This is a genomic window from Kitasatospora sp. GAS1066B (assembly GCF_041262605.1).
Lineage (GTDB): Bacteria > Actinomycetota > Actinomycetes > Streptomycetales > Streptomycetaceae > Kitasatospora.
On the sequence record NZ_JBGCCO010000001.1, the window covers coordinates 274,757 to 299,231 of the forward strand.

The window sequence follows — 24,475 nt, forward strand, 5'->3', positions numbered from 1 at the left end:
GCGCAACTACGCTGAAGTTATCGCGAGTTATATGCGAACCGATCGCATGGGGAAATGCGCCGTGCCGGCCACCGGGGAGATGTGTTGAACGAGATGCCTCAGATACCTGCGCAGCGCGTGGAGATCGACCGGTCAGCGTCGCCCGCTCGGGAGCCGGGGCCGATCGACATCCGCCGCTACTACGCGCACCCCGCCTACTCGGGCATCGCCACGTTCATGGGTGTGCCGCTCTGCCTCAACCAGGACGACCTGCGGGCCGGGAACGTCGACGTGGCCGTGCTGGGCATCCCGCTGGACGCCTCGGTCGGCCACCGCGGCGCCTCCTACGGCCCGCGGATGATCCGCTCCGACGAGCGCTACGTCTTCAACACCCCCGAAGCGGTGATCAACGCCAGCACCCGGATCAACCCGTTCGACGTGCTCAAGGTGGTGGACTACGGCGACGCCGCCGTGGACCCGTTCAGCACGCCGAACTCGATCGGCCCGATCCGCTCCCTGGTCCGGGAGATCGCCGAGGTCGGCGCGGTGCCGGTGCTGCTCGGCGGCGACCACTCGCTGCTCTGGCCGAGCGTCGGCGCGCTGGCCGACGTGTACGGCCCGGAGAAGATCGGCGTGATCCACTTCGATGCCCACCCGGACTGCCACGAAAGCCAGTTCGGCCACAAGGTGACCCACAGCACCCCGATCCGGCGGATCATCGAGGACGAGAAGGTCCCGGCCGGCAACGTGGTCCAGGTCGGCCTGCGGACCATCACCGGCCCCGACAACCAGCTGTTCAACTGGATGCGCCGGCAGGGCATGAAGTCGCACTTCATGGCCGAGATCGAGCAGATCGGGTTCAACGCGGTGCTGGACAAGGCGATCGCCGAGGTCCAGGAGAAGGCCGAGTTCGTCTACCTCTCGCTGGACATCGACGTGCTCGACCCGGCCTTCGCGCCCGGCACCGGCACCCCCGAGCCCGGCGGCCTGACGAACCGTGAGATCTTCCCGGCCTTCCGCCGGATCTGCCACGAGACCAAGGTCATCGGCATGGACGTGGTCGAGGTCGCCCCGCACCTGGACCCCGGATACTCGACCACGATGAACGCCCGGCGCGCCATCTTCGAGGGCCTGACCGGCCTGGCGATGAACCGCCTGAAGATCGCCGGACCGAACTACCTCAACCCGATCGTCTCCGGGCAGGTCAAGTTCCCGATGGGCTAAGGCCGTCACGTTTCCCGATGGGGTGAGGCCGGCCCGCCAGGCCGAGGCCGCCGGGCGCCCGCGACCGTGCGCGTCCGCAACGTCACGTCTCGTCGTCGTGGTGGCCGCGCGCGCGGTGGGCGGTGGTGGGAGGTTGGTCTCTGGGGGCGGAAGCGGCGACCACGTGATCGCGGTCGCCGGAGCACGGCGGCGAAGCGGCCGCCGGGCCGTCGAGCCCGTTCGGAGGTGCCCCATGGCCGTGTCGATGGGAGTCGAGGAGGAGTTCCACATCGTCGATGTGGAGAGCCGGATGCTGGTCCCACGAGCGCCCGAGGTGCTGGACCGGTTACCACGGCGCGGCTTCGCTCACGAGTTCCAGCGGTCGGTCGTCGAGTCCAACAGCGGCGTGCACCGCTCGCTGGACGCCCTGCACACCGATCTGGCCCGCTCCCGGCGGACCCTGGCCGCTGCCGCCGCCCCGCTGGGCCTGGCGCCCGTCGCGGCCGGCACCCCGCCGCTGGCCCGCCTGGGCACGGTGGCGGCCACCGCGCACCCCCGCTACCTGCACATGGCCGACGAGTACCGCAGGGTGGCCGACGAGCAGCTGATCTGCGGCGCGCAGGTCCACGTGGACGTGCCCGACCGCGACACGGCGGTCCGCGCGATCTGCGTGCTGGCGCCCTGGCTGCCCACCATGCTGGCGCTGTCGGCCAGTTCGCCCTGCTGGCTCGGCGCGGACACCGGCTATGCCAGCTGGCGCACCCTGCTCTGGCAGCGCTGGCCCAGCACGGGGCCGGCCGGCTGCTTCGCGTCGGCGGCCGAGTACGACGCCGCCGTGGCCGAGCTGGTGCGCTCCGGGGTGGTCAGTGACCCGGGGATGGTCTACTACGACGTCCGGCCCTCCGCGCACCAGCAGACGCTGGAACTGCGGATCTGCGACGCCTGCCCGCGCCTGGAGACCGTGCTGCTGATCGCCGGGCTGTTCCGCGCGCTGGTGGTCGACGCCTGCGAGACCGTACAGCACAGGCCCGCAGAACGGACGCCCGGAGAGCACCGCTGCCCGCCGGCCCGCCAGCAGTGGCTGCGCGCCGCGACCTGGCGGGCCGCCCGCTCGGGGCTGGACGGCGACCTGCTGGACCCGGCCACCGGGCAGCCCGCACCGGCCGACGCCGTGGTCCGCGCCTTGCTGGCCCGGTCGCGCCCGACGCTGGAGGCGTACGGCGACTGGTCGACCGTCGTGGAGCTGACCGAGCACACGCTGCGTGGCGGCACCGCCGCCCGCCGGCTGCGGCAGGTCGCCGCCACCGCCGGCCTGCCGGCCGCGGTGGACCTGCTGATCGCCCAGACCCGGACGGCCCGCACCGTCGACGCCGGCCGGGCCCGGCTCGGCCGGACCGGGTCGCCCGCCCGCCGCCGACCGAACCGCCCGGCCCGGCTGGCGCCCCACCGGCCGAGCACGCCGCTCTGCCGGCGCAGCCGGATCGCGGCCATCGAGGAACGGGCCTGCGCCTGCAGCGCCGACCCGGCGACGGCCGCGCTGCTGCCCCGAGCGCCCCAGCACTGGTCGGACGGCGGTGAACCGGCATGTGCGGGCTGAGCGGAGAGATCCGTTTCGACGGCGGGCGCCCGGACCTGGCCGCCGTGGAGCGGATGACCGACCGGTTGGCGGCCCGCGGACCCGACGGCCGGGGGCTCTGGTCCCAGGGCGCCGTGGCGCTCGGCCACCGCCGCCTGAAGATCATCGACCTGTCGGAGCGCGGCGCCCAGCCGATGACCGACTCGGAGAGCCGGCTGACCGGCGTCTTCAACGGCTGTATCTACAACTACCGGGAGCTGCGGCGGGAGCTGGCGGGCCTGGGCCACCGCTTCTTCTCCGGCTCGGACACCGAGGTGCTGCTCAAGGCGTACCGGCAGTGGGGGACGGCCTGCGTCGACCACCTGTTCGGCATGTTCGCCTTCGCCGTGGTCGAGCAGGACACCGGACGAGTGGTGCTCGCCCGTGACCGGCTCGGCATCAAGCCGCTCTACCTGGCGCAGCGGGCCGACCGGCTGCGCTTCGCCTCCTCGCTGCCGGCCCTGCTCGCCGGGGGCGGGGTGGACACCTCGCTCGATCCGGCCGCGCTGCACCAGTACCTGACTCTGCACGGCACGGTGGCGGCGCCGCGCACCGTGCTGGCCGGCGTGCGCAAGCTGGCGCCCGCCACCGTGCGGGTGGTCGAGCCGAACGGCACGCAGCACGACCACCGCTACTGGCAGCCGTCCTACCGGCGGCGGCCCGAGCACGCGGACATGGACGCCGCCGACTGGCGCGACGCCGTGCTGGACGCGCTGCGCACGGCGGTCCGCCGCCGCACGGTGGCCGACGTGCCGCTGGGCGTGCTGCTCTCCGGCGGCCTGGACTCCAGCCTGATCGTGGCGCTGCTGGCCGAAGCGGGCCAGTGCGACCAGGCCACCTTCAGCGTGGGCTTCGAGGCGGAGCGCGGCGAGCAGGGCGACGAGTTCCACTACTCGGACCTGGTGGCCCGGGAGTTCGCCACCGACCACCACCAGATCATGGTCCCCTCGGACCGGCTGCGGACCGCGCTGGACCGGGCGGTGGCGGCCATGAGCGAGCCGATGGTCAGCCACGACGTGGTCGCCTTCCACCTGCTCGCGGAGCAGGTCTCGAAGCACGTCAACGTGGTGCAGAGCGGGCAGGGGGCCGACGAGATCTTCGCCGGGTACCGCTGGCATCCCGCGCTGGCGGCCGTACCGCGCGAGCGGGAGCCCGAGACCTTCGTCGAGGTGTTCTTCGACCGGTCGCACGCCGAGTTGGGCCGGATGCTGCAGCCGGAGCTGCTGGCGGACCGCGACGTCTCCGGTGAGCTGGTCCGGGCCGAGATGGCGGTCGAGGGGGCCGAGAGCGCCCTGGACGCGGCGTTGCGGCTGGACACCCACGTCCTGATGATCGACGACCCGGTCAAGCGGGTCGACAACATGACCATGGACTGGGGCCTGGAGGCACGCGTGCCGTTCCTGGACCACGAGTTGGTCGAGCTGGCCGCCGCCTGCCCGCCGGAGTTCAAGCTGGCCCACGGCGGCAAGGGCGTGCTCAAGGACGCCGCCCACAAGCTGCTGCCGAGCGAGGTCGTCGACCGGCCCAAGGGCTACTTCCCGGTGCCGGCGATCCGCCGGATGGCTCCGCCGGTGCTGGACCGGATCCAGCAGGCCCTGTCGGCGCCCGAGGCGCGGACCCGGGGGATCTTCCGCCCCGGATATCTGGCCGAGCTGCTGGCCGCCCCGGACGACCATCGCACCAGGCGCGGGGCGAACACCCTGTGGCAGGTCGCGCTGCTGGAGATGTGGCTGCAGTCCCACGGGATCGACTGAGCGGGAGGCGCACGGTGGCGGATCAGCGGCCCGACCCGGTGGCCTCGGCGCAGGCGGCGCCGCTGGCCGCAGCCCTGCCGGACGCCCCGGGGGCCCGGGACGCGCCCAGCCCGGTGACCGCCCACGGCTGCTGGTACCCGTCGGCGGACCCGGCCGGCGGGCAGCTGGCCTTCATCTGCAACCGCGGCGGCGTGCCGCAGCTGTGGACGGGCCCGGCCGACGGCGGCGAGGTGCACCTGCTGGACGCCGGGCCCGACCCGGTCCTGGAGGTCTCCTGGTCCCCGGACGGCCGCTGGATCGCCTACACCACCGCCCCCGGCGGCGGCGAGCACACCCGGGTCCTGTGCGTGCGCCCGGACGGCAGCGACCGCCGGGTGCTGGCCGGTGCCGCGCCCGGCAGCACCGCCTATCTGGGCCGCTGGACGCGTGACGGTTCGGCGATCGCCGTCACCGCCACCGACCCGCCGTCCGGCCTGCTGGTCGCCGAGCACGGCGCCGCCCCGCTGTCCGCCCCGCTGTCCGCCACGCCGTACGGGCAACCGCCCCAGGAGCCGTACCCGAGCGGCTGGGCCAGCCGCAACGGGCGCTCGGTGCTGCTCGGCGGCGCCGGGCCCGAGCAGCCCGGCAGAGCGCTGGTCCCGCCACCGCCGGCCCCCTACGGACCCGCCCCCGAGCCGCACCTCTCGGGCGGCGGCCTGGCCGCCTACCTGGCCGATCCGGCCGGTGCCCGGCCGCCCGAGCTGCTCGCCACCGAACCGGCGGGCGCCACCCTGCGGGTCTGCGACAGCACGCCGGATGCCCGGCTCGTCCTGCTGCTGCGCGGACCACGCGGGCGGCGGGAGGCCGTGGTGCTGCGGACCGGCAGCCGGGAGACGGCCTGCACGGTGCCGGTGGCTGACGGCGATCCCTGGATCGGCCGCTTCTCGCCCGACGGCCGGGCGCTGTACCTGCGCAGCGACGCCGACCGCGAGTTCGCGGCCCTGTTCACCGCCGAACTCGCACCCGACGGCAGCTGCCGGCGGCTCGTGGTGAGCGCCGAGCGGCAGGACGCCGACCTGGAGCTGCTCTCGGTCCGCGACGACGGGCGGACCGCCGTGCTGGCCTGGAACATGCGCGGGTGCAGCGAGTTGGAGACCCTCGTGCTGCCCCCGACCGGGGTCGGCGGGCTCGACGGCAGCCGCGTCCCGCTGCCGCACGAGGTGGTGACCCGGGTCAGCCCGGCCGGTCCGCGCGGCCTCGCGCTGGCCGTCTCCGGCTCCGGGCGGCGTCCCGGCGTCTGGCACACGCCCGACGGCGCGGCACTCGCCCGCACGCCGTGGTCCTCGCGTGACGAGGACGCCGTCGCCCCCGGCCGGCCACCGGTGCGACCCGAGCACCTGCGCCTGCGGGCCCGCGACGGGCTGGAGTTGGGCGGCTGGCACTACCGCGCGCTGGGCCGTGACCCCGGCCGCCAGGCGCCGTGCGTCCTGCATCTGCACGGCGGCCCCGAGCAGCAGGAACGACCCGTCTTCGACCCGCTGTACCACGAGTTGCTCGGCCGCGGCCTGGACGTCTTCGCCCCTGACGTGCGCGGCTCGCTGGGCGCGGGCCGCTCCTTCGTCGACGCCGACCTGGGCGCCGGGCGCCTCGCGGCGATCGACGACGTCGCGGACTGCGCGGCGCACCTGGTCACCGCGGGCCTGGCCGACCCCCGACGGCTCGCCGTGATGGGCCGCTCCTACGGCGGCTACCTCACGCTGGCCTCGCTGGTCTGGCATCCGGAGCTGTTCCGCACCGGTGTCTCGGTGTGCGGCATGTCGGACTTCCTGACCTTCTTCGCCGGCACCGAGCCGTGGATCGCCCGCTCGGCGGCCGCCAAGTACGGCCACCCCGAACGCGACCGGGACCTGCTGCACACGCTCTCCCCGATGAGCCGGATCGACGCGCTGCGGGTACCGCTGCTGGCCGTCCACGGGGAGCACGACACCAACGTCCCGCCGGGCGAGTCCGAGCAGATGGTCCGGGCCGCCCGGCAACGCGGCATCCCCGCCGAGCTGCTGGTGCTGCCCGACGAGGGCCACGACTTCGTCCGCACCCGCAACCGGGTGCTGTTCCGCCGCACCGCGGCCGACTGGATCGAGCGGCACCTGGCCGGGTGAGCGGTGCCGGCACGGACGCGGCACGAGCGGACCGGCCGGACGCCTCAGCTCACCACGAGGCTGCCCGGCGGCGGCACGATGCCGAACTCCGCCTCCAACACCGCTGCCACCTCCCGCTCGCCCGTCACCGTGCGCTCCTGGACGGTGCCGTCCGGGCCGGTCACGGTGAGGGTGTCCCCGACCAGCAGCAACTGGCCGTCCGCCAACGCCCGTTGCACGTAGAGCCGTTGCCGGAACGGCGAGCGCGGGTGGGTGGCCACGTACCAGTTGGCGACCTGACAGTCGGATGCCTGGAACGGCTCCTCGGTGAACGCGTACTGGTCCTGCCGGGCGTCGTCGTGCCAGGCCTGCAGCACCAGGCCCGGCAGCGGACCGCCGGACGGCTCGGCCAACAGCCGGCGCCGCCGCCGGCCACCGCTCCACTCCGTACCCGCCAGCAGCGGCAGCGGTTCCAGCAGCGCGCCGGCCGCACCGAAGCCGACGTCCGCGAGGTAACGGTGCGGCTCGCCCGGCACCTCGACGGCCAGCAGCATGTGCGTGCGCGGCCGGATGTCACCGGGCCCCGCCCCGACCCGGACCCGGGCCGTCAGCCGGGTGACCGTGAAGCCCAACTGCTCCAGGACGGCGGCGAAGAGCGTGTTGTGCTCGTAGCAGTAACCGCCGCGCGGGCCGTCGACGAGCTTGGCCTGCAAGGCGTCGAGGTCCAGCGAGGGCGCCGTGCCGCCCAGCGCTTCCAGGTTCTCGAACGGGATGCCGCAGATGTGCGCCCGGTGCAGCGAGCGCAGCGTCTCGGCGGTGGCCCGGTGCTCGCCGTCCCAGCCGATCCGGGCGGCGTAGCGTTGAAGATCGACAGTCATACCCGTCACGGTACGGCGCGGCGGTCAGGGGGCAGCAGTCAGGGGCAGCGGGCCACCGGGGGACGCCGACGCAGGGTTTTGACGCGGGGCTTAGGGTGTCCGCCATGATGCGCACCAGGCTGTACCGCAACGGCACCTTGAAGCTGGAGAACTTCCCGGTCCAGGACATCTCCGAGTACATCGGCGACCCGGAGTCGACGGTGTGGCTGGACGTGCACGACCCGGACTCCACCGCCTTCGAGACGATCGTCGAGGAGTTCGGCCTGCACGCGCTCGCCGTCGAGGACGCCCGCAACGAGCACCAGCGGCCCAAGCTCGACCGCTACCGGACCCACCTCTTCCTCTCCGCCTACGCGGTCTGCCCCGACCCCGACCCCGACAGCGCGGCGTTCAGCGTCGGCGAGGTCGCCGCCTTCATCACGCCCAACGCCCTGATCACCATCCGCAAGGGCGCGCACTGCGACATGGAACGGGTGGTCCAGCGCTGGGACAACGCCCCGGAGCTGGCCGAGCACGGCGTGGGCTTCCTGCTGCACGGGCTGCTCGACTACCTGGTCGACAGCCACTTCCAGGCCGTCCAGCTCCTGGACGAGCGCATCGAAGCCCTGGAGGACCTGCTCTTCGAGGACGGCCCGGAGCAGATCCAGCAGGTCCAGCGCACCTCCTACGAGCTGCGCAAGAGCCTGGTGAAGCTGCGCCGCGTGGTGCTCCCGATGCGCGAGGTGGTGAACTCGCTGCTGCGCCGGGACGTGCAGCTGGTCGACGAGGCCCTGATGCCGTACTACCAGGACGTCTACGACCACGTCCTGCGGGCCACCGAGTGGACCGAGTCGCTGCGTGACCTGGTCAGCACGGTGATGGAGACCAACCTGACGGTGCAGGGCAACCGGATGAACATGATCATGAAGAAGGTGACCAGCTGGGCCGCGATCATCGCCGTGCCCACCGCCGTCACCGGCTTCTACGGCCAGAACGTCCCCTACCCCGGCTTCGGCACCCAGACCGGCTTCTGGGCCTCGACGATCATCATGATCGCCCTGTCCGGGCTGCTCTACGTCGCCTTCAAGCGCCGGGACTGGGTCTGACGGCTCGGGTGTGAGGGCTCGGGTGTGACCTGGGCCATCCGCGCGGCCGTTGCGGATCTTCGCGACGTGGGCGCTGGGTCAGGGGCCGCTCACCGGGTGTCGACAATGTGGGCGGCCTCACCCCGCACCGGCGGTGACGGCCACCACATCCACCACCCCCACCCCGCCCACGACCGCGAGTTCTCGCACCCCCCGACCCCCGCCTACCGCCGGTAATCCGCCCCCGACCTGCGGCTATCCCCCCAACCCTTGTCCCCCCGCCAGCACCCCCCGTAGCTTCGAAACCAGCGCGGCAAGCACCACAGCGCCGCACACCCCCCCCGATCAGCCAGGCCCCCACGGGCCCGGTTCCCCCTGCCCACCGGCACGCCCGAGAGGACCCGCATGACCTACCGCAACGAGACCACCACCACCGCCACCGCCACCACCGCCCGCAAGCACAACCGTCGACGCCTCGCCGTCCTCGGCGGCGCGCTGGCCGTCCTGCCGGTCGCCGGTCTCGTCACGGCCACCACCTCCTCCGCCGCCCCCGAAACCACCTGGGACAAGGTCGCCCAGTGCGAGGCCACCGGCAACTGGGCCATCAACTCCGGCAACGGCTTCTACGGCGGCCTCCAGTTCACCCCCTCCACCTGGAACGCCTTCGGCGGCACCCAGTACGCCCCCCAGGCCAACCAGGCCACCAAGGCCCAGCAGATCACCATCGGCGAAAAGGTCCTCGCCGCCCAGGGCCCCGGCGCCTGGCCCATCTGCTCCGTCAAGGCCGGTCTCTCCTGACCCGTTCACGGGTGGGCGATCACCGCTGAACCCCACCGGGTGCGGCTGCGTACTGTGAAATGCGGACCCGCCGACGCGGGCCGATGAACCGGCCGCACCGCAGCCGCGCGGAGCCGGGGTTCCAGCGGAAGAAGTCCGTCATGAAACGTGGCATCGCCCTCGCGCTCGGCGCGACCGCCGTCGCGGCACTGGCCGCCGGCTGCGGCAGCTCGACCAGCAAGACGGCCACCCCGTCCGCCACACCCTCCCCTTCGGCGTCCGCGCCCTCGAGCGGCACACCCGCGACCGGAGCCGCCACGCTGAAGGTCGCGAGCTCGCCGCTGGGCCAGGTCCTGGTCGACGGCGCCGGGCGCACCCTGTACCTGTTCCAGGCCGACACCGGCACGACCTCGAACTGCAACGGCGCCTGCGCCATGGCCTGGCCTCCCAACATCACCACCGGGCAGCCCAACAGCAACGGGGTGAACGCGTCCCTGGTCGGCACGACCACCAGGATGGACCACTCGACCCAGGTGACCTACAAGGGCCACCCGCTCTACTACTTCGCCGAGGACACCAAGCCCGGCCAGACCAACGGCGAGGGCGTCAACGCCTTCGGCGGCGCCTGGTACGTGGTCAGCCCCAGCGGCGACGCGATCACCTCCGCACCGAGCATGCAGAGCCCCGCGCCGAGCACCGGCGGCGGATACTGACGACTGGTCAGGACAGCGGCGGGCCAAGGTTGTTGGGCACTCCGCCGTCCGCCCGCACCCCCCTTCCGCACAGCTGGCACTGCGCTCCGGAGAACCGATGGCATCGATCGGCAGCGCCACCGCCCGGACCCGCCCGCACCGCCGCGGCGCGACCGCGGTGGTCGCCGGCGCGTTCTGGGCGACCATGGTGGGCACCACCATCCCCACGCCGCTCTACCCGCGCTACGAGGCCGCCTTCGGCTTCTCCTCGCTGATGGTCACGGTCGCCTTCGCGGTCTACGCCCTCGGCGTGGTGGCCGGCCTGCTCTGCTTCGGTTCGCTCTCCGACCGGCTCGGCCGCCGCCCGGTGACCGCCACCGCGCTGCTGCTGGCCATTGCGGCGGCAGGCGTCTTCCTGGCCGCGGACGGTCTGGGGCTGCTCCTCTTCGGCCGGGTGCTCTCCGGCCTCGCCGCCGCGCTGGTCACCGGCGCGGCCACCGCCCACCTCACCGAACTCGCCGCGCCCGACCGGCAGGTCAGAGCCGGCCGGATCGCGCTGGCCGCCAACATGGGCGGCCTCGCCGGCGGCCCGCTGCTCGCCGGCTTCCTGGCCCAGTGGGCACCTGACCCGCTGCGGCTGGTCTGGCGCGTCGACGCCGCCCTCGTCCTGGTCGCCCTGCTGCTCCTGGCCGGGGTACCGGAGACCGTCACCCGCCGCGCCGGCAGCCGGCTGTTCGCGCTCTCGCTGCCCCGGATCCCCGCCGACCTCCGCACACCGTTCCTGCACTGCGCGCTCGCGGCGGGGTCGGGGTTCGCGGTGCTCGGCGTGCTCACCGCCACCACCGGCCTCTTCTTCGCCCAGGTGCTGAGCCTGAGCACCCCGGCGCTGTCCGGGGCGACGGTCGCCATCGCGTTCGTCTGCACCGGCCTGGGCCAGCTGCTGGCCCGGGGTCTGGCATCCCGCCGGGTGCTGCCCACCGCCTGCCTGGGCCTGCTCGCCGCCGCCGCACTGATCGCCACCGCGATGCTGACCGCCACACTCGCCCCGCTGATGGCCGCCGCGGTGATCGTCGGCCTCGCCACCGGGCTCGCCGTCGGCGCCGGCATCGCGCTGATCACCGAGCACGTCGCACCGGCGGTTCGCGGCCAGGCGTTCTCGGCACTGTTCGCGGTGCTCTACGCGATGCTGGCGCTGCCCGCGATCGGCGTGGGCGTCCTCATCACGGCCACCGGCCTGCGCACCGCGGGCGCGGTCTTCGCCGCGGTGGTGGCAGCCCTGGTGCTGGGGGTGCTGGCGAGGCTGCCGCGCGCCCGTGACGTGGTGGAATAGCGCGCACCACACGCCCGTTGACCTGTACACCTGCCGGGTCATCAGGGAAGGGCTGAGGAGATCATGTCGTCGCTGGAAGAACCGTCACGACCCCTACCACTGGTGACCGCCTGCGGCCGCCGGATCGAGGTCGGCGCACTGCGCGTGGCCATCCCCGGTCGACCCATCGACCGCATCACCCTGAACGTCGGCCCGGAACGCGGCGGCCGCTCCAAGGTCTGGGCCGGCCTGAGCCCCACCGAGGCCCGCGCCCTGGCCCAGCTGCTCCTGGCCCAGGTGGCCCACGCGGAGCACGACGCGGCGGGCTGACGCCGGCCGGGCCACGTCCGTCGCAGCCACGCACAGGTTCAGGCAGTGCTATCTGGCGACTCCCCGCGGGCCTACGCGATCAAGGCCGTGCGTGCGACAGCCTCCGGACGGGAGGGTGAGAGCGCCGGCAGGCTCGAGTGCCGCTGGCAGCGCGAACAGCTCCCGGAGGTGATTCGCGAACTCGTCCTGGATGATCAGCGGTTGCGCAACGAGATCTGCTGGTCGGTCTTCGACTGTTGACGGGCGTGATGGCGTGTCTGGACTGCCCGACCACACGCCGTGGCCCGACGAGCCTCCGGCCTCGCCTACCGCTCCGCCACCGCCCGAGCCCCGCCACGCCCCGCCGAACCGATCCAGCGCAGCAGCACCACGCTGACCAGCGCGGCCAGCGCACACCAGGTCGAGATGAACGCCAGCCGCCAGAGCAGCGCACACACCACCGCCGCGCCACCCACCAACCAGCCGAGCAGCCGCAACAACCGGTCACCGCTCGCCAGCAGCGCGCCCACGGTCGCCAGCAGGTAGCCGGTCAGCAGCAGCGGGACGTACGGGATACCCGTACCGAAGGTCAGCAGGTGCCGGTGGGCCTCGGCGGTGACCGGGTGGGTCAGTACGGCTGCCAGCAGCAGGGCGGCGACCGTGACGCCGAGCAGCGCGAAGCCGGCCCGGCGCCGGTGCGCGGCGATCGACGAGGCATCCGCACTCGGCGGCCCCAGGGCGCACCAGACACCCGCCGGGACCAGCGCCGGCAGCACCGGCAGCGCGATGAGCACCCAGGCGGTGCGTGCCCAGAGCGCGGGACCGGCGCTGATCCGGCCGTCCACGCCGAGCCAGACGGCCGCCTCGGTCAGCTGATGGACGCCCAGCAGCAGTGGCACCGCCGCCAGCGGCAGGTCCCGTGGCCGCCGGACCCGCGCGAGGCAGAGCAGCCCGAGCCCGGCGACAGCCGTGCCCGTGACGAGATCGGCCTCGGCGCTCCAGCACATCCCGGCCTCCTGCGGCTCCCCGCCCGGAACTCTCTGACAGCAGCTCAGAACGGCGCCGGACCACCGCTGGAGACGAGCAGGCCGCCGGAGCCGATCTCGTTGCCGGCCCCGTCGAAATCCGCCTCGCGGCCGTCCGGCAGCCGCAGCCGACCGGCGCCGACCTCCGCCATCAGCTCGAAGTCCTCCTCCCGGTCCGCCTGGAGGTGTCCGCCCCAGCCCTGGCTCCCGTCCGGCGAGCGGCGGGTGGCCAGGTCGGCGTGGACCACGATCTCGAAACCCCGGTCGATCAGGGTTGCCAATCCTCGATACACGTTCTCTGTCACGCCGCCAGTCTCGGCTCTCCCCGCCCCACCCGCATGCCGGGCGGCGCGATCCGGCGGCCGGTGTCAGCCGCCCTGGACGGCGGCGAACCGGGTGGCGACGTCGTTCCAGTCGACGACGTCCCAGAGCTTCTCGACGTAGTCCGGGCGGACGTTGCGGTACTGCAGGTAGTAGGCGTGCTCCCAGGCGTCGAAGGCCAGCAGCGGGGTGGTGCCCTGGCCGACGTTGCCGTGGTGGTCGTAGACCTGCTCGACGACCAGGCTGCGGCTCAGCGGCTCCCAGGCCAGCAGGCCCCAACCCGAGCCCTGGACGCCGACGGTGGCAGCCGTGAGCTGCTTGCGGAACGCCTCGAAGCCGCCGAAGTGCTCCTCGATCGCGGTGCCGAGCGCGCCGTCGGGGCGGTCGCCGCCGTCCGGGGAGAGGTTCTGCCAGAAGAGCGAGTGCAGCACGTGCCCGGAGAGGTGGAAGGCGTGGGTCTTCTGCAGGCCCACCAGGTTGCCGAACTGGTCCCTGGAGCGTGCCTCGGCGAGCTGCTCCAGGGTGTCGTTGGCGCCCTTGACGTAGGCGGCGTGGTGCTTGGAGTGGTGCAGTTCCAGGATCTCGGCGCTCATCGCGCGCTCCAACGCCGAGTAGTCGTACGGGAGGTCGGGAAGCGAGTAGGTGCCCATCGGGACACGGCCCCTTTCGATCGTGATGATCATGCCTGGGCTCACTATTGCGTATATGTTGCAATAGCGTCCACTATGCATCAGCATGGTCGAGCGCGAGGTCGGCCCCGTCAGCCGTGGACAGCACTCCCCCTGTGGGCGCACGTCCTTCCTGATGACTGACGATCGTCTTCCCAACCGGCGCCCGCCGGGACATCCGGGCCGGCCTCGCCTCAGGGCCACCCCTCGGTCGCCAAAGGCGCCGGTAGTACAGTGCGCTGATGGTCTTTCTGAGCCTGGCCGAGGTCGAAGCGGTGGCACGGCGCGCTCATGCGAGGCAGCTGGACAAGGCCGGCCGGCCGTATGCCGAGCACCTGGCCGCGGTGGCGACGTCCGTGGCCCGCCGGAAGGGCAGCGAGGAGCAGATCGCCGCCGCCTGGCTGCACGACGCGATCGAGGACGGCGTGCTCTCGCCGCAGTGGCTGGCTTCGGCGCCACTCTCCGCGCACACCAAGGATCTGGTCCTCGCGCTGACCAAGCGTCCCGGCGAGGACCCGCGGGAGTACGCGGCGCGGATCAGGGCCACCCCCGGCGCGGTCGAGATCAAGGAAGCCGACCTCTCGCACAACTCGGACCCGGACCGCCTGGCGCGTCTGGACTCGGCGACGCGGATCCGGCTGCGGCAGAAGTACGCCCGGATGCGCCGACTGCTCCGCCCTTCCCCTGCGGCCGCCGAGCCGGTCACGCCGCCCGACCCCGCGCAGGACCCGGGGGACGCGGCGCTGCTCGCCGAGCTGGACCGCGGCCGGAGCGCCGACTGGCTGCTGCTCGGTGCGCTGGTGCGCGACTGGGTGGTCGAGGACGACGACGTCCGCTGGACCCTGCCCGCCGGCGGGTTCCCGTACCCCGCCTACGGGGAGCGGGTGAACCTGCTCACCGGGCTGCTGGCGACCGTGGGAGCGGTGACGCCGAGCTACGCCTGGATCAACTTCCGCCTGCCGCAGCTGACTTGGGAGGAAACCTACACGCCGGGCGACGCGGTCCGGGCCGCCACGGCCGTGGTGCGCGGGGAACGCTTCAGCGACGGCACCATCGCCACCGCGTACCTCGACGGCACGCTGTACGCGATCGCCGCCGCGCTGGTGGCCTGGCACCAGGCCGGCGCGGCAGGCGACGCGACGGGCGGATCGACCGGCGCCCGACCCGCGCCCCGCGCGCTGCGGAGGCCCGCCACCGGCGCACTGCTCGGGCTGGCGATCGGGGACGCGATGGGCAAGCCGACCGAGTTCAAGACGTTCGAGCTGATCAGGTCGCACTGGCCCGACTGGCGTGAACTTCCGCTGCCGAAGCAGGCGTTGGTCACCGACGACACCCAGATGACGCTGGCCCTGGCCCGTGGCCTGCGCACCGCGCTCGACCGCGGCCCGCTCACCCCGTTGCGCCTGGCGCCGCCGGTCCGCGAGGAATTCGTCGACTGGTCGAAGTCCCCCGACAACAACCGCGGTCCAGGCCGGACCTGCCTGGAGGCCTGCTGGCTGCTCAGCGCGCCCGACCGGCCCTGGCAGGACGCCAGCCAGGTCGGCTCCAAGGGCTGCGGCGCGAACATGCGGGTCGCCCCGATCGGCCTGCTGCCGGACCTGACGGAGCGTCAGCGCTCCGGCGCCGCACAGCTGCAGTCCGCGCTGACCCACGGCCACCCCACCGCGCTGGCGGCCAGCGACCTCACCGCGCACGCCGTCTGGCTGCTGGCCGAAGGCGCGGCGCCCGCCGAACTGCCCGGGCTGCTACGGGCGTACGCGCTCGCCCACCGGACCAGGTACGACGACTTCTGGCTCGGCGACCTGGTGTCACGCGCACACGATCACTCGGCCGCCGAGTTCATCGCCCGGGGCTGGGACGACTGCCTGGACGCGCTCGACCGGCTGGACGCGGCACTCGCCGCCCCCGACCTCGACGCCGACCCCTGCCTGGCCACCGGCGAGGGTTGGATCGCCGAGGAGGCCCTGGCCACCGGACTGCTCTGCTTCCTGCTGCTGCCCGACGACCCGGTGGCGGCGGTCCGCCGGGCTGCCTACTCCTCCGGTGACTCCGACTCGATCGCCTGCCTGACCGGCGCCTTCGCCGGCGCCCACGCCGGGGCGGACGCCTGGCCGCAGGAGTGGGTGCGGCGGATCGAGTACCGCGACGAGTTGCTCGCCTTCGGCGCGCTCTGGGACGGCAAGTAGCGGGGCCAGCAGCCTCCCGGTCCTGACCCTCGTTCGAGCCCGTTCGGCGCGGTGGCCGCAGTGCCGCCGCGCGCCGAACCATGCCCGCCGGCCGCCCCGGTCCGCCGCGCTCCCGGCCGCTGCGGCCGGGCAAGGTGACGAAGTCTCCACCCGTACCGGCCCGTAGGCCGTTCGCATCCTTCGAGGCAAGCCCTTCTCTCGTACAGTGAGGAACTTGCCGTGCATAACGTAACGAATGCTCGTTTTGTTTATCGAGGCGTGAGGGAGATCTTCGATGGCGGAGCCGAAGCAGGAGAGAGCGATCCGGACCAGGGCCGTGCTCATCCGCGCGGCGGCGGAGGTCTTCGACGAGCTGGGATTCAGCGGCAGCAGCCTCAACAAGATCCTGCAGCGGTCCGGCACCACCATGGGAGCGCTCTACTTCCACTTCGAGTCCAAGGAAGCGCTGGCCAGGGCGGTGATGGCCGCACAGGCGACCGATCTGGCACTGCCGCCCGGCGTGGACGGGCTGGCCCGCCTGATCGACATCACCAGGGACCTGGCCCGCCAGCTCCAGCACAATGTGCTGTTCCGGGCCGGCGTCCGATTGGCCGTCGAGCAGGGGGCGTTCGGGCTACGGGACGGCACCGCGTACGAGCTGTGGATCGCGGAGTTCGAGCAGCAGTTGGCGGCGGCGCGACGGCGCGGCGAGTTGCTGCCGGAGGTGCATGGGCCGGAGTTCGCCCGGCTGCTGGTCGGGGCGTTCAGCGGCACCCAACTGCTCTCGCAGATCGCCACCGGGCGCGCGGATCTGCCCGAGCGGATCACCGCGCTCTGGCGCTACCTGCTACCCGGGATCGCCGTCGCGGAGCTGGTGCCGCAGCTGCGTTCGACGCTCGATGCCGGCGCCACGGCTGCGAGGGCCACCGCCGGTGTCGGGGTGAACCGGTGAGGCCCTGGACGGTCGTCCTCACCGGAGCCGGCGGGTTCATCGGCGGGGCCACGCTCGACGCGCTGCGGCGGACGCACGAGCCCGACGGCCGTCCGGTGCGAGTGCGGGCGGTCGTCCGGACCCCGCCGCCGAGCGACGCCGACCGCGCTCCCGGGGTGCGGTGGGTGACGGCGGATCTCACCGATCCGGCATCGCTGCACGGCCTCTTCGAGGGCGCGGACGCGGTGGTGCACGCCGCCTCGTACGTGGGCCCGGACGAGGCGACGGCCGACGCCGTCAACCGGGCGGGAACCGCGAGCCTGATGGCGCGGGCGAGCGCGGCCGGCGTGCCACGGCTCGTCCAACTCTCGACCGTCGCGGTCTACGGCCGCGGCCCGCACCGGGGCGCCGCCGAGGACGAACTGGCCCCCGCTCCGGGCTCGGTGGCCAGTCGCACGCGGCTCGCCGGCGAGCCGTCGACGCTGGCCGCAGGTGGCCTGGTGCTGCGCGCCGGGCTGGTCCTCGGCGCGGGTGACCGCTGGGTGGTGCCGGCACTCGCGGATCTGGTCCGACGGGTGCCGGCCCACTGGGACGGCGGGCAGGCCCTGCTGTCGGTGGTCGCGGTCGAGGACCTGGCCCGACTGCTCACCGCCGCCGCGCTGGCACCGCGCCCGGTCACCGGCGTCTACCACGCGGGCCACCCGGCGCCGGTGCGCAATCGCGACCTGCTGGCGGCGCTCGCCGAACACGACCTGCTGCCACCCCTGGCAGCCGACCTGCCGTGGCCCGACTGCCTGCGCCGGCTACGGTCCACCGACGGATGGGTGAGCGAGCGCCAGTTCGTCCTGCTGGGCCGCGACCACTACTACCGCAGTGACCGCGCCTGGCAACGGCTCGACTGCCCGCCCGGGCCGGGGCCACTGGCCCGCCTCGACTCGGCAGCCGCGTGGTACCGGGACCACCTTCGGATCAGCACGTCAGGAACTCGTTCGGAAGGGCGCTCGGCAGCTCGCGCCTGCGATCCGGCGGTCTAGAGATCCAGCGGTCTAGAGTTGGCGTGTCCCGGCTGTACCTCCTCGACCCCAACGACTTCGCGACCACCACCTCGCCCGAGGTCGCCTACGACGCACGGGTCCAGACCGCCTACCTGCTCTCGCTCCAGGGCCACCACGCCGATTGGCTCGCCCCGTACCTCGACCTGCCCGCGGAAGCCGCCCGCACCATCGCCGAACACGCCGAACGCTCGGGCCCGGCCGGGCCCGCTGCCAGGCCGCCGCGCCGCTGAGCCCGAAACCGCCGGCCACCGGAACAGCCGCGCAGTGGCCGTCCCGGCCCACTGCACGGCTGCCAACTCGGCCGAGTTCCGGCGGGTTTGACTCAGCCCCCGCTGTTCGGCACGTCCGGAACGCAGAACAGGCCCTCCAGGTAGCGGAAGACGATGTGCTGACCGTCCGGGCACCAGGCCTGGCCCGGGTCCTTGTCGAACGGGATGCCGTTGTAGCTGCCGCCCGAACAGAACGCCTTGCCGGCGCTGTTGTAACCACCGTAGAAGCCATGGTTGTTGAAGCACTGATCAGCGGTGACGGTGGTCGGGGTGGTGGCGGCGGAGGCAGCGGCGGTCGCCATCGGCGCGAGCGCGAGGGTGGCCCCGGCGGCCAGGGTGGCCAGAATGCGGTGACGCAACGTCAACTCCTTGATCTTTCACGGGATATGGCTTGTCCTACCGCCGCTCATGCTTCCCCCTGACTCCCGGTGGGCCAACCCGGGGAACCGGCCGCCAGCCCCCTATCCGTCCCCTACGCGTCCCCTATCCGGACACGCGCGCACGCGGAGCGACGTTCCGGCGCCCGGACGGACTCGTCCACCGCCGGTCCCCGGCCGTCCGAGAGCCGCTGATAGAAAGGACCTCCAGCACCTTCAGCCCGCTCGACCCATGACCCGGAGGCCACCATGTCACTCGCCGACATCCCCCTGCAGACCCTGACCGGACAGCCCACCACCCTCGCCGAGTTCGCGGGCAAGGCGGTGCTGCTGGTGAACGTGGCCTCCAAGTGCGGGCTGACCCCGCAGTACACCGGGCTGGAGCAGTTGCAGCAGCAGTACGCGGAGCGCGGGTTCACGGTGCTGGGCGTGCCGTGCAACCAGTTCGGGGGGCAGGAGCCGGGCACCGCTGAGGAGATCCAGACCTTCTGCGCGGTCAACTACGGCGTCTCCTTCCCCATGCTGGCGAAGATCGAGGTGAACGGCGAGGGCCGGCACCCGCTGTACCAGGAGCTGACCGAGCTCGCCGACGCCGCCGGTGAGGCGGGGGACGTGCAGTGGAACTTCGAGAAGTTCCTGATCTCGCCCACCGGCACCGCGGTCGCACGGTTCCGGCCGCGCACCGAGCCGGCGGACGCGGAGCTGGTGGCCGCGATCGAGGCCCTGCTGCCCGCCTGAGCCGTGCGTAGTGGACCTCGCGGTCACCGCCCGGGCCCCGAGGTCCACCGCTCAGCCCGCCAAGGCGATGATCAGCAGCCCGGGGACGAGAACAGACCGGCGAGCCCTCCGTCCCGTCCGCCCCGGCGATCCCCGATCTCAGGTCGCTAGGCTGGCCGGACGCTTACCTCGAGAGGACTCCGTCCGGATGGCCAAGAAATCCGCCGCAGCGCGCACCACGACGCGCCCGGCCCTGCTGAAACTGACCGGGGTGAGCCGCTCCTACGGTGACCGTGAGGTGCTGCACCCGGTGAACCTCGCGCTGGCGGCCGGTGAGTGCGTCGCGCTGCTCGGCCACAACGGCTCGGGCAAGTCGACCCTGCTGCGGGTCGCGGCCGGGCGTGACCTGCCGACCAAGGGCACGGTCCACTTCGACGGACTCCCGATGGACGAGAACGACCCGCGGATCCGGGCCCGGGTCGCGGTGGTCGGCGACACGGTCGCGCACTATCCCGACCTGACCGTGCGCGAGCACCTGCTGCTGGTCGCCGTCGCGCACGGCGTGGCCGACGCCCGGAACTGGGTGCAGCAGGTGCTGGACGACCGGATGCTCACCGAGCGGGCCGACGCGCTGCCCTCCGCGCTCTCCTCGGGGCAGTTGCAGGCGCTGCTGCTGGCCTGCGCGCTGGTCCGGCCGCGCGATCTGCTGCTGCTCGACGAGCCGGAGCAGCGGCTTGACCCGGACGCCCGGCGGCGGCTCGCCGACCTGCTGCGGGCCGAGCTGGCGGACGGCGTGGCAGTCCTGCTGGTCACCCATCACACGGACCTGGCACGGGAGTTGGCGGACCGGGTGGTGATGCTGGAGGACGGCCGGATCATCGCCCAGGGCGCGCCGGGCAAGGTACTGGGGCAGGTTCCCGGCCAGGGCGACGCGGTGGGTACCCGGTGACCGCCGAGTCCGACACGGCATCGCGGGAAGCACGGCCCGCCGAGGACGGGACCGAAGCGGCCCTGGACCCGGCCCCCGCCGGTGACGGCTGGGGCGAGGAGGACGACTGGACCGACGAGACCCTCGCCCTGCTCCGCACGCTGCGGGCACCGCACCGGCTGAACCGGGCCAAGCAGGTCGGCTTCGCGCTCTACTGCGTCCTGCTCATGCTGATCATCTGGGGCGGGGTACCCAGTCTCGGTCTCTTCCTCCAGGCCTCGATGGGCGCCGACTACACCGGCCACGGCGGCGACCTGCTCGCGGCGATGCCCAGCGGCATAGCGGCCGTCGGGCTGGCCGTCGTGCTGCTCGCGGTCCGCGACGGGCTCTGGCGCGGTCCGGTGGTGCCGCCCCGGGCGGCGACCGACTGGCTGCTCGCCCACCCGGTGCGCCCGCGCCCGGTGCTGCGCCCGTGGTTCTGGCTCTCCTGCGGCCTGGCGCTCTTCCCGGGCCTGGTGACGGCGGTGGGCGCGATGGTGGCGCTGGGGCTGCTGCTGCGCGTCGGGCTGCCGGCCGCGCTCGGCTGGTCCCTGCTCGGCGGGGCCTGCCTGCCGCTGCTGGCCACCTGCGCCGGGCTGCTGGTGGAGCGCAACGACACCGCCGCCCGCTGGGTCCGGCGGCTCACCCCCGTCGCCACGCTGCTGGTGCTGCTGCTCGCCGCGCAGAGCGGGCTGGCGGTGGCCGGGCACCGGGTGCACTGGCTGGAACTGGTCGAGCTGTGGTCCGGGCCGTGGGGCTGGGCCGGGATCGCCGCCCTCGCGCCGACCCGGGGGTCGGTGCCGGGTGCCTGGGTGGCGGCCGCCCTGCTGCTCGGCAGCACCGCCGCCGGCCTGCTGCTCGCCGACCGGGCCGCCGGTTCGGTGCCGCTGGGCCGGCTGCGCGAGCGGGCCAGGACGGCCGCGGGAGTGCTGGCCGCCCTGCGCACGGTCGAGCTGCGAGCCGCCCGGCTGGCGGTCTCCGGCGCCTCGGGAAGCACCCGGCGGCTGCGGGTCCGGCTGCCGATGCCGCGCCACACCTGGCTGGTGGTGCCCTGGCGGGACGCCACCGCACTGCTCCGCTCCCCCGCCCGGCTCGGCCGGGCGGCGCTGCTCACGGTGCCGGCCGTGCTCTGCGCCGCACTGGCGCACGGGATCGGCAGCAAGCCGTCGGTGCCGACCACGGCCGTCGCGCTGGTCTTCGGCTACCTGGCCGTCGCCCAACTGCTGGAGCCGGCCCGGATCGAGACGGACGACGTGCGCCGGGCCGCCTGGTCGCCCTACCCGTTCGCCGACCTCATGCTGCGCCACGCGATCGTGCCAACCCTGGCCGGCGTGCTGATCGCACTCGCCGGCGCCGCCGCGGCGACGGTGGCGGGCGCCGGCCCGACCGTCTGGCTGGCACCCGCCGTGGTGCCGGCCCTGGTGGCCGCGGGCCTGGTGAACACCTGCCGGGGCGTGATGCGGCGCGACCTGATGTACAAGTCGCCCTCCTCCGGCGGCCTGGGCCTCTTCCTCTTCACCGCCTGGTACGCGGCGGGCCCGGCGGCGGCCGTGCTCGCGCTCACCCTGCCCTTCGCCCAGGCGCTGCGCGCGGACACCATCGCGACCTGCGGCCAGGCGGCCGGAGTGGGCGTCCTGGCAGCGGCCGCCCTGCTGTGGTGGGCACGGACCCGGGCCACCGAACTGACCGGCCTCTCCCGACCGGCCGCCCGGCAGGACGGCTAGCGAACGCTGGCGGCGGCGGTCCGGGGTGAGCAGGCGACAGAGCCTCACCCTGGGCCGCCGCGGTTGGTCGACCGTTCAGCGAAGTCTCGCGCCGCGCTATCGTGCGAGCGTGACCGCTTCCGCCGAGCGCCCGTTGCTCTTCCTCGATGTCGACGGCCCGCTCCTGCCCTTCGGGCCGACGTACCAGCCTCCGTACCGCCCGGCCCCCACCGCAAGCCCTGATGCGAACCCGCTGCTCGCGCGCCTCGACCCCGCGCTCGGCCCGCGACTGGCCGCCCTGCCGTGCACCCTGGTCTGGGCGACCGCCTGGCAGGAGGAGGCGAACGAGCGCCTCGGGCCCCTGCTCGGCCTGCCGCAACTGCCCGTGGTGGAGTGGTCCGAGCTGGCCGAGCAGGACGCCCTGGACCAGCGGGCCGGGCTGCACTGGAAGACCCGCACCCTGCTCGCCTGCGCCGCCGGCCGCCCCTTCGCCTGGGTGGACGACGAGATGACCGACGCCGACCGCCACTGGGTCACCGCACACCACCCGGCCCCAGCCCTGCTGCACCGCGTCGACCCCGGACTCGGCCTCACCGAACCGGACTTCGCGACGCTGGACGCCTGGCTGCGCGATGCGGTCGCTACAGATCGAGCTGGTACAGCAGCGAGTTGTGCGTCGGCCGATAGCCGAGCTCCTCGTTGATCGCCCGCATCGGCCGGTTGCTCGCCGCGGTGTCCGCCAACAGTCCTTCGAGATCCGGGTGTTGCTCGATCACCTGCCGGATCGCCGCCGCCTTCATCCAGCGCCCGAGGCCGTGCCCACGGTGCTCGGGCAGCACGCCGGTCCCGTAGTGCTGCGCGTCGCCCCGGCCGTCACCCGGGACGACCAGCTCGGTGAAGCCGACGATCGCAGCAACCGCGTGCCGACCCCCGCCCGCCCGTAGGAAGGCCGATGCGACCGGCCCGCCATCGGCCGTCGACCCGAGCCACGCCAGGCGGCGGCTGGTGGAACCCGCGTCGGGGTCGGTCAACGCTGTGATGCGAATCGACACGTGCCGCACAGCTCCTTCTCGTCGACGCCGCACGCAGGTCGGACGGCCGGGGCCAGCTACCGGGCGCGCCAGCTCGGCCACAACGGATTTGTGTTGGTGTCCGGGTCCTGGATGTAGATGTAGGTGGCGGTGCCGCGGGCACCGAAGCGCCGGACAGAGCCCTCACGGCACTTCGGGCGCACGGCCGAGCGGTTGCGGCTGACGACCGGGCGGGTGAGCCCGCGGGCTCAGGTGAGGGCGGCGACCAGCAGGGCGAAGGCGGCGATGATGACGGCGACGCGGGCGTAGTGGAAGCGTTCCCAGCGGTTCATCTGCTCCTTCCAGTCGGCGGGCCGGTTCTCGGGGGTCCACGTCTTGTTCCGGTTGTTGATCGGGACGAGCAGCAGGATCGACATGATCACGCTGAGGATCAGCAGCGCGGCAGCGATGACGAGGAGGCCGGTGCCGTGGTGGTGCCATCTGGCGATGGCCCAGACCGCGACGAGGACGAGCGAGGTGATGTACCAGACCGGCATCACGGCGCCGAGCATCCGGCCCCCGTGCGCGCGGCCGAGTTGGCCACTGTCATCGGGGAGTGCGTTGAGGATCCGGTTGATGACGAAGGCGACGGAGAATTCCACCCCCACCATCACGCCGACTACCACGGTGGTGAGGACCTCGAGTGCGTTGAGCATGATGACCCTCTCGGAATCTAGTGCCGCTAGATGATGAGGCAACGCTAGTACTGCTGCCGCTTGCTTGTCTAGCGATGCTAGGATCGAATCATGTCGGTACAGGAACGCAAGGAGCGTGAACGGGCGGGCCGCGAGCGCCTCATCGTGGCGGTGGCCCGCGAACTCGCCGAGCAGCAGGGCTGGGACGCGGTCACCACCCGCCGGCTCGCCGAGCGCATCGAGTACAGCCAGCCCGTCCTCTACAGCCACTTCCGCGGCAAGCGCGAGATCATCGGCGCCGTCGCCCTCGAAGGCGCCGCCGAGATGGCCGCGGCGCTGCGGGCCGCGGCCCGAGCCGAGGACGGCCCGCACAAGCGGGTCGCCGCCCTCGCCCGCGCCTACCTGGACTTCGCCGAACGCAACCCGGCGGTCTACGACGCCATGTTCCAGCTCGACGGCGGCCTGGCATTCGCGCGCGAGGACACCCCGGAACCCCTCAAGGACGGCTTCGCCGCGCTACTGGAGAGCCTGGGCGAGGTCGCCGGGGACGGCGTCCACCCGGGGCTGTTCACCGAGGTGTTCTGGGCGTCCCTGCACGGGCTCGCGACCCTGACCCGGGCGGGACGGCTGCCGCCGCAGGACACCGAGGCCAGGGTGGAACTGCTGGTGGACCGGCTCGCCGCGATCTGACACACCACCCCGGCGGGCGCGCGGCCGGGAGCTGCCTGCCTGCGGCATCGCTCTCTTGGTCACCCGCGCCCACGCGGCGCAGCCGCAGGCCGTCCGCCCCGGCGAATGCCCCCTTCGCCGCGGATGCGGGCTCGTTCGCGGCGTTGCGCGGCCAGGACGTCGGGGGCGGGCATCGGCATTGCGCC

At 73.4% G+C, this 24,475-nt stretch carries 24 protein-coding genes and 2 pseudogenes; 19 read left to right on the forward strand and 7 right to left on the reverse strand.

Annotated elements, in window-relative coordinates; all coding sequences use genetic code 11:
• Nucleotides 1–93 precede the first annotated feature (93 nt).
• The 4 genes from ABH937_RS00620 (at nucleotide 94) to ABH937_RS00635 (ending at nucleotide 6,689) form a co-directional block, all read left to right on the forward strand.
• A complete protein-coding gene (locus ABH937_RS00620; protein ID WP_280689078.1) occupies nucleotides 94–1,203 on the forward strand; it encodes an agmatinase family protein in 1,110 nt (369 codons plus the stop codon).
• Between the two features lie 232 nt (nucleotides 1,204–1,435).
• Nucleotides 1,436–2,779 (forward strand): YbdK family carboxylate-amine ligase, encoded by a 1,344-nt coding sequence (locus tag ABH937_RS00625; RefSeq protein WP_370216744.1) that lies wholly within the window; start codon nucleotides 1,436–1,438, stop codon nucleotides 2,777–2,779.
• Nucleotides 2,767–4,551, forward strand: a complete 1,785-nt coding sequence (locus ABH937_RS00630) for an N-acetylglutaminylglutamine amidotransferase (RefSeq protein ID WP_370216746.1) — start codon at nucleotides 2,767–2,769, stop codon at nucleotides 4,549–4,551. The genes ABH937_RS00625 and ABH937_RS00630 overlap by 13 nt, the downstream gene beginning before the upstream one ends.
• Nucleotides 4,524–6,689: a prolyl oligopeptidase family serine peptidase gene (locus ABH937_RS00635; protein ID WP_370216747.1), complete on the forward strand. Its 2,166-nt coding sequence runs from the start codon at nucleotides 4,524–4,526 to the stop codon at nucleotides 6,687–6,689. The genes ABH937_RS00630 and ABH937_RS00635 overlap by 28 nt, the downstream gene beginning before the upstream one ends.
• A 44-nt stretch (nucleotides 6,690–6,733) precedes the next feature.
• Here ABH937_RS00635 and ABH937_RS00640 read toward each other — a convergent pair whose 3' ends face one another.
• A complete protein-coding gene (locus ABH937_RS00640; protein ID WP_370216748.1) occupies nucleotides 6,734–7,546 on the reverse strand; it encodes an arylamine N-acetyltransferase in 813 nt (270 codons plus the stop codon).
• A 104-nt stretch (nucleotides 7,547–7,650) separates the two neighbouring features.
• Here ABH937_RS00640 and ABH937_RS00645 point away from each other — a divergent pair, with 104 nt between their 5' ends.
• From ABH937_RS00645 to ABH937_RS00665, 5 genes are all read left to right on the forward strand, one after another.
• Nucleotides 7,651–8,631, forward strand: a complete 981-nt coding sequence (locus ABH937_RS00645) for a magnesium transporter CorA family protein (RefSeq protein ID WP_280689083.1) — start codon at nucleotides 7,651–7,653, stop codon at nucleotides 8,629–8,631.
• A gap of 384 nt (nucleotides 8,632–9,015) precedes the next feature.
• A complete protein-coding gene (locus ABH937_RS00650) occupies nucleotides 9,016–9,408 on the forward strand; it encodes a transglycosylase family protein (protein ID WP_280689084.1) in 393 nt (130 codons plus the stop codon).
• Between the two features lie 140 nt (nucleotides 9,409–9,548).
• Nucleotides 9,549–10,100: a hypothetical protein gene (locus ABH937_RS00655; protein ID WP_280689085.1), complete on the forward strand. Its 552-nt coding sequence runs from the start codon at nucleotides 9,549–9,551 to the stop codon at nucleotides 10,098–10,100.
• Between the two features lie 97 nt (nucleotides 10,101–10,197).
• Nucleotides 10,198–11,409, forward strand: coding sequence for an MFS transporter (locus tag ABH937_RS00660; protein WP_280689086.1), 1,212 nt, complete (start codon nucleotides 10,198–10,200; stop codon nucleotides 11,407–11,409).
• Between the two features lie 63 nt (nucleotides 11,410–11,472).
• The gene (locus tag ABH937_RS00665; protein WP_280689087.1) at nucleotides 11,473–11,718 is read left to right on the forward strand and encodes a hypothetical protein; all 246 of its coding nucleotides are present in this window, start codon (nucleotides 11,473–11,475) and stop codon (nucleotides 11,716–11,718) included.
• 305 nt (nucleotides 11,719–12,023) lie between these two features.
• Here the strand turns inward: ABH937_RS00665 and ABH937_RS00670 are convergent, their stop codons facing one another.
• From ABH937_RS00670 to ABH937_RS00680, 3 genes are all read right to left on the reverse strand, one after another.
• The gene (locus tag ABH937_RS00670; RefSeq protein ID WP_370216750.1) at nucleotides 12,024–12,704 is read right to left on the reverse strand and encodes a DUF6629 family protein; all 681 of its coding nucleotides are present in this window, start codon (nucleotides 12,702–12,704) and stop codon (nucleotides 12,024–12,026) included.
• A 44-nt stretch (nucleotides 12,705–12,748) separates the two neighbouring features.
• The gene (locus tag ABH937_RS00675) at nucleotides 12,749–13,027 is read right to left on the reverse strand and encodes a hypothetical protein (protein WP_370216751.1); all 279 of its coding nucleotides are present in this window, start codon (nucleotides 13,025–13,027) and stop codon (nucleotides 12,749–12,751) included.
• Between the two features lie 63 nt (nucleotides 13,028–13,090).
• Nucleotides 13,091–13,693: a superoxide dismutase gene (locus ABH937_RS00680; RefSeq protein WP_370216857.1), complete on the reverse strand. Its 603-nt coding sequence runs from the start codon at nucleotides 13,691–13,693 to the stop codon at nucleotides 13,091–13,093.
• Between the two features lie 260 nt (nucleotides 13,694–13,953).
• On the opposite strand from ABH937_RS00680, the pseudogene ABH937_RS00685 reads away from it, so the two are divergent.
• The 5 genes and pseudogenes from ABH937_RS00685 to ABH937_RS00705 all read left to right on the forward strand — a co-directional run.
• Nucleotides 13,954–14,814, forward strand: a pseudogene (locus tag ABH937_RS00685) (HD domain-containing protein); the annotation flags it as partial.
• A gap of 75 nt (nucleotides 14,815–14,889) precedes the next feature.
• Nucleotides 14,890–15,897: an ADP-ribosylglycohydrolase family protein gene (locus tag ABH937_RS00690; protein ID WP_370216858.1), complete on the forward strand. Its 1,008-nt coding sequence runs from the start codon at nucleotides 14,890–14,892 to the stop codon at nucleotides 15,895–15,897.
• Nucleotides 15,898–16,171: 274 nt separating this feature from the next.
• A complete protein-coding gene (locus ABH937_RS00695; RefSeq protein ID WP_280689091.1) occupies nucleotides 16,172–16,828 on the forward strand; it encodes a ScbR family autoregulator-binding transcription factor in 657 nt (218 codons plus the stop codon).
• On the forward strand, nucleotides 16,825–17,841 hold the full coding sequence (locus ABH937_RS00700; RefSeq protein ID WP_370216752.1) for an NAD-dependent epimerase/dehydratase family protein: 1,017 nt from the start codon (nucleotides 16,825–16,827) through the stop codon (nucleotides 17,839–17,841). The genes ABH937_RS00695 and ABH937_RS00700 overlap by 4 nt, the downstream gene beginning before the upstream one ends.
• Nucleotides 17,842–17,864: 23 nt before the next feature.
• Nucleotides 17,865–18,092 (forward strand): hypothetical protein, encoded by a 228-nt coding sequence (locus ABH937_RS00705; protein WP_370216753.1) that lies wholly within the window; start codon nucleotides 17,865–17,867, stop codon nucleotides 18,090–18,092.
• Nucleotides 18,093–18,184: 92 nt separating this feature from the next.
• Here ABH937_RS00705 and ABH937_RS00710 read toward each other — a convergent pair whose 3' ends face one another.
• Entirely contained in the window at nucleotides 18,185–18,490 is a 306-nt protein-coding gene (locus ABH937_RS00710) for a hypothetical protein (RefSeq protein ID WP_280689093.1), read from the reverse strand.
• A gap of 267 nt (nucleotides 18,491–18,757) precedes the next feature.
• Here ABH937_RS00710 and ABH937_RS00715 point away from each other — a divergent pair, with 267 nt between their 5' ends.
• From ABH937_RS00715 to ABH937_RS00730, 4 genes are all read left to right on the forward strand, one after another.
• Entirely contained in the window at nucleotides 18,758–19,246 is a 489-nt protein-coding gene (locus tag ABH937_RS00715; RefSeq protein WP_280689094.1) for a glutathione peroxidase, read from the forward strand.
• A gap of 187 nt (nucleotides 19,247–19,433) precedes the next feature.
• Nucleotides 19,434–20,174, forward strand: a complete 741-nt coding sequence (locus tag ABH937_RS00720; protein WP_280689095.1) for an ABC transporter ATP-binding protein — start codon at nucleotides 19,434–19,436, stop codon at nucleotides 20,172–20,174.
• On the forward strand, nucleotides 20,171–21,916 hold the full coding sequence (locus tag ABH937_RS00725; RefSeq protein ID WP_370216755.1) for a hypothetical protein: 1,746 nt from the start codon (nucleotides 20,171–20,173) through the stop codon (nucleotides 21,914–21,916). The genes ABH937_RS00720 and ABH937_RS00725 overlap by 4 nt, the downstream gene beginning before the upstream one ends.
• A 109-nt stretch (nucleotides 21,917–22,025) precedes the next feature.
• Nucleotides 22,026–22,598, forward strand: coding sequence for an HAD domain-containing protein (locus tag ABH937_RS00730; protein ID WP_280689097.1), 573 nt, complete (start codon nucleotides 22,026–22,028; stop codon nucleotides 22,596–22,598).
• On the opposite strand, the pseudogene ABH937_RS00735 reads toward ABH937_RS00730, so the two are convergent.
• Both ABH937_RS00735 and ABH937_RS00740 read right to left on the reverse strand, forming a co-directional pair.
• Nucleotides 22,537–22,821: pseudogene (locus ABH937_RS00735) on the reverse strand (N-acetyltransferase family protein); the annotation flags it as partial. The gene ABH937_RS00730 and the pseudogene ABH937_RS00735 sit on opposite strands and share 62 nt — an antisense overlap.
• 353 nt (nucleotides 22,822–23,174) lie before the next feature.
• Nucleotides 23,175–23,621, reverse strand: a complete 447-nt coding sequence (locus tag ABH937_RS00740; RefSeq protein ID WP_370216756.1) for an anthrone oxygenase family protein — start codon at nucleotides 23,619–23,621, stop codon at nucleotides 23,175–23,177.
• A 90-nt stretch (nucleotides 23,622–23,711) separates the two neighbouring features.
• Between ABH937_RS00740 and ABH937_RS00745 the strand changes: the two genes are divergently transcribed.
• A complete protein-coding gene (locus ABH937_RS00745; RefSeq protein ID WP_370216757.1) occupies nucleotides 23,712–24,290 on the forward strand; it encodes a TetR/AcrR family transcriptional regulator in 579 nt (192 codons plus the stop codon).
• The last annotated feature ends 185 nt before the right edge of the window (nucleotides 24,291–24,475 follow it).

Excerpts from the sequence above, each read along its gene's own strand:
- ABH937_RS00620 (WP_280689078.1), top strand. The coding sequence starts at position 94 with ATGCCTCAGATACCTGCGCAGCGCGTGGAGATCGACCGGTCAGCGTCG.
- ABH937_RS00625 (WP_370216744.1), top strand. The coding sequence starts at position 1,436 with ATGGCCGTGTCGATGGGAGTCGAGGAGGAGTTCCACATCGTCGATGTG.
- ABH937_RS00630 (WP_370216746.1), top strand. The coding sequence starts at position 2,767 with ATGTGCGGGCTGAGCGGAGAGATCCGTTTCGACGGCGGGCGCCCGGAC.
- ABH937_RS00640 (WP_370216748.1), bottom strand. The coding sequence starts at position 7,546 with ATGACTGTCGATCTTCAACGCTACGCCGCCCGGATCGGCTGGGACGGC.
- ABH937_RS00645 (WP_280689083.1), top strand. The coding sequence starts at position 7,651 with ATGATGCGCACCAGGCTGTACCGCAACGGCACCTTGAAGCTGGAGAAC.
- ABH937_RS00650 (WP_280689084.1), top strand. The coding sequence starts at position 9,016 with ATGACCTACCGCAACGAGACCACCACCACCGCCACCGCCACCACCGCC.
- ABH937_RS00655 (WP_280689085.1), top strand. The coding sequence starts at position 9,549 with ATGAAACGTGGCATCGCCCTCGCGCTCGGCGCGACCGCCGTCGCGGCA.
- ABH937_RS00660 (WP_280689086.1), top strand. The coding sequence starts at position 10,198 with ATGGCATCGATCGGCAGCGCCACCGCCCGGACCCGCCCGCACCGCCGC.
- ABH937_RS00665 (WP_280689087.1), top strand. The coding sequence starts at position 11,473 with ATGTCGTCGCTGGAAGAACCGTCACGACCCCTACCACTGGTGACCGCC.
- ABH937_RS00670 (WP_370216750.1), bottom strand. The coding sequence starts at position 12,704 with ATGTGCTGGAGCGCCGAGGCCGATCTCGTCACGGGCACGGCTGTCGCC.
- ABH937_RS00680 (WP_370216857.1), bottom strand. The coding sequence starts at position 13,693 with ATGGGCACCTACTCGCTTCCCGACCTCCCGTACGACTACTCGGCGTTG.
- ABH937_RS00695 (WP_280689091.1), top strand. The coding sequence starts at position 16,172 with ATGGCGGAGCCGAAGCAGGAGAGAGCGATCCGGACCAGGGCCGTGCTC.
- ABH937_RS00715 (WP_280689094.1), top strand. The coding sequence starts at position 18,758 with ATGTCACTCGCCGACATCCCCCTGCAGACCCTGACCGGACAGCCCACC.
- ABH937_RS00720 (WP_280689095.1), top strand. The coding sequence starts at position 19,434 with ATGGCCAAGAAATCCGCCGCAGCGCGCACCACGACGCGCCCGGCCCTG.
- ABH937_RS00740 (WP_370216756.1), bottom strand. The coding sequence starts at position 23,621 with ATGCTCAACGCACTCGAGGTCCTCACCACCGTGGTAGTCGGCGTGATG.
- ABH937_RS00745 (WP_370216757.1), top strand. The coding sequence starts at position 23,712 with ATGTCGGTACAGGAACGCAAGGAGCGTGAACGGGCGGGCCGCGAGCGC.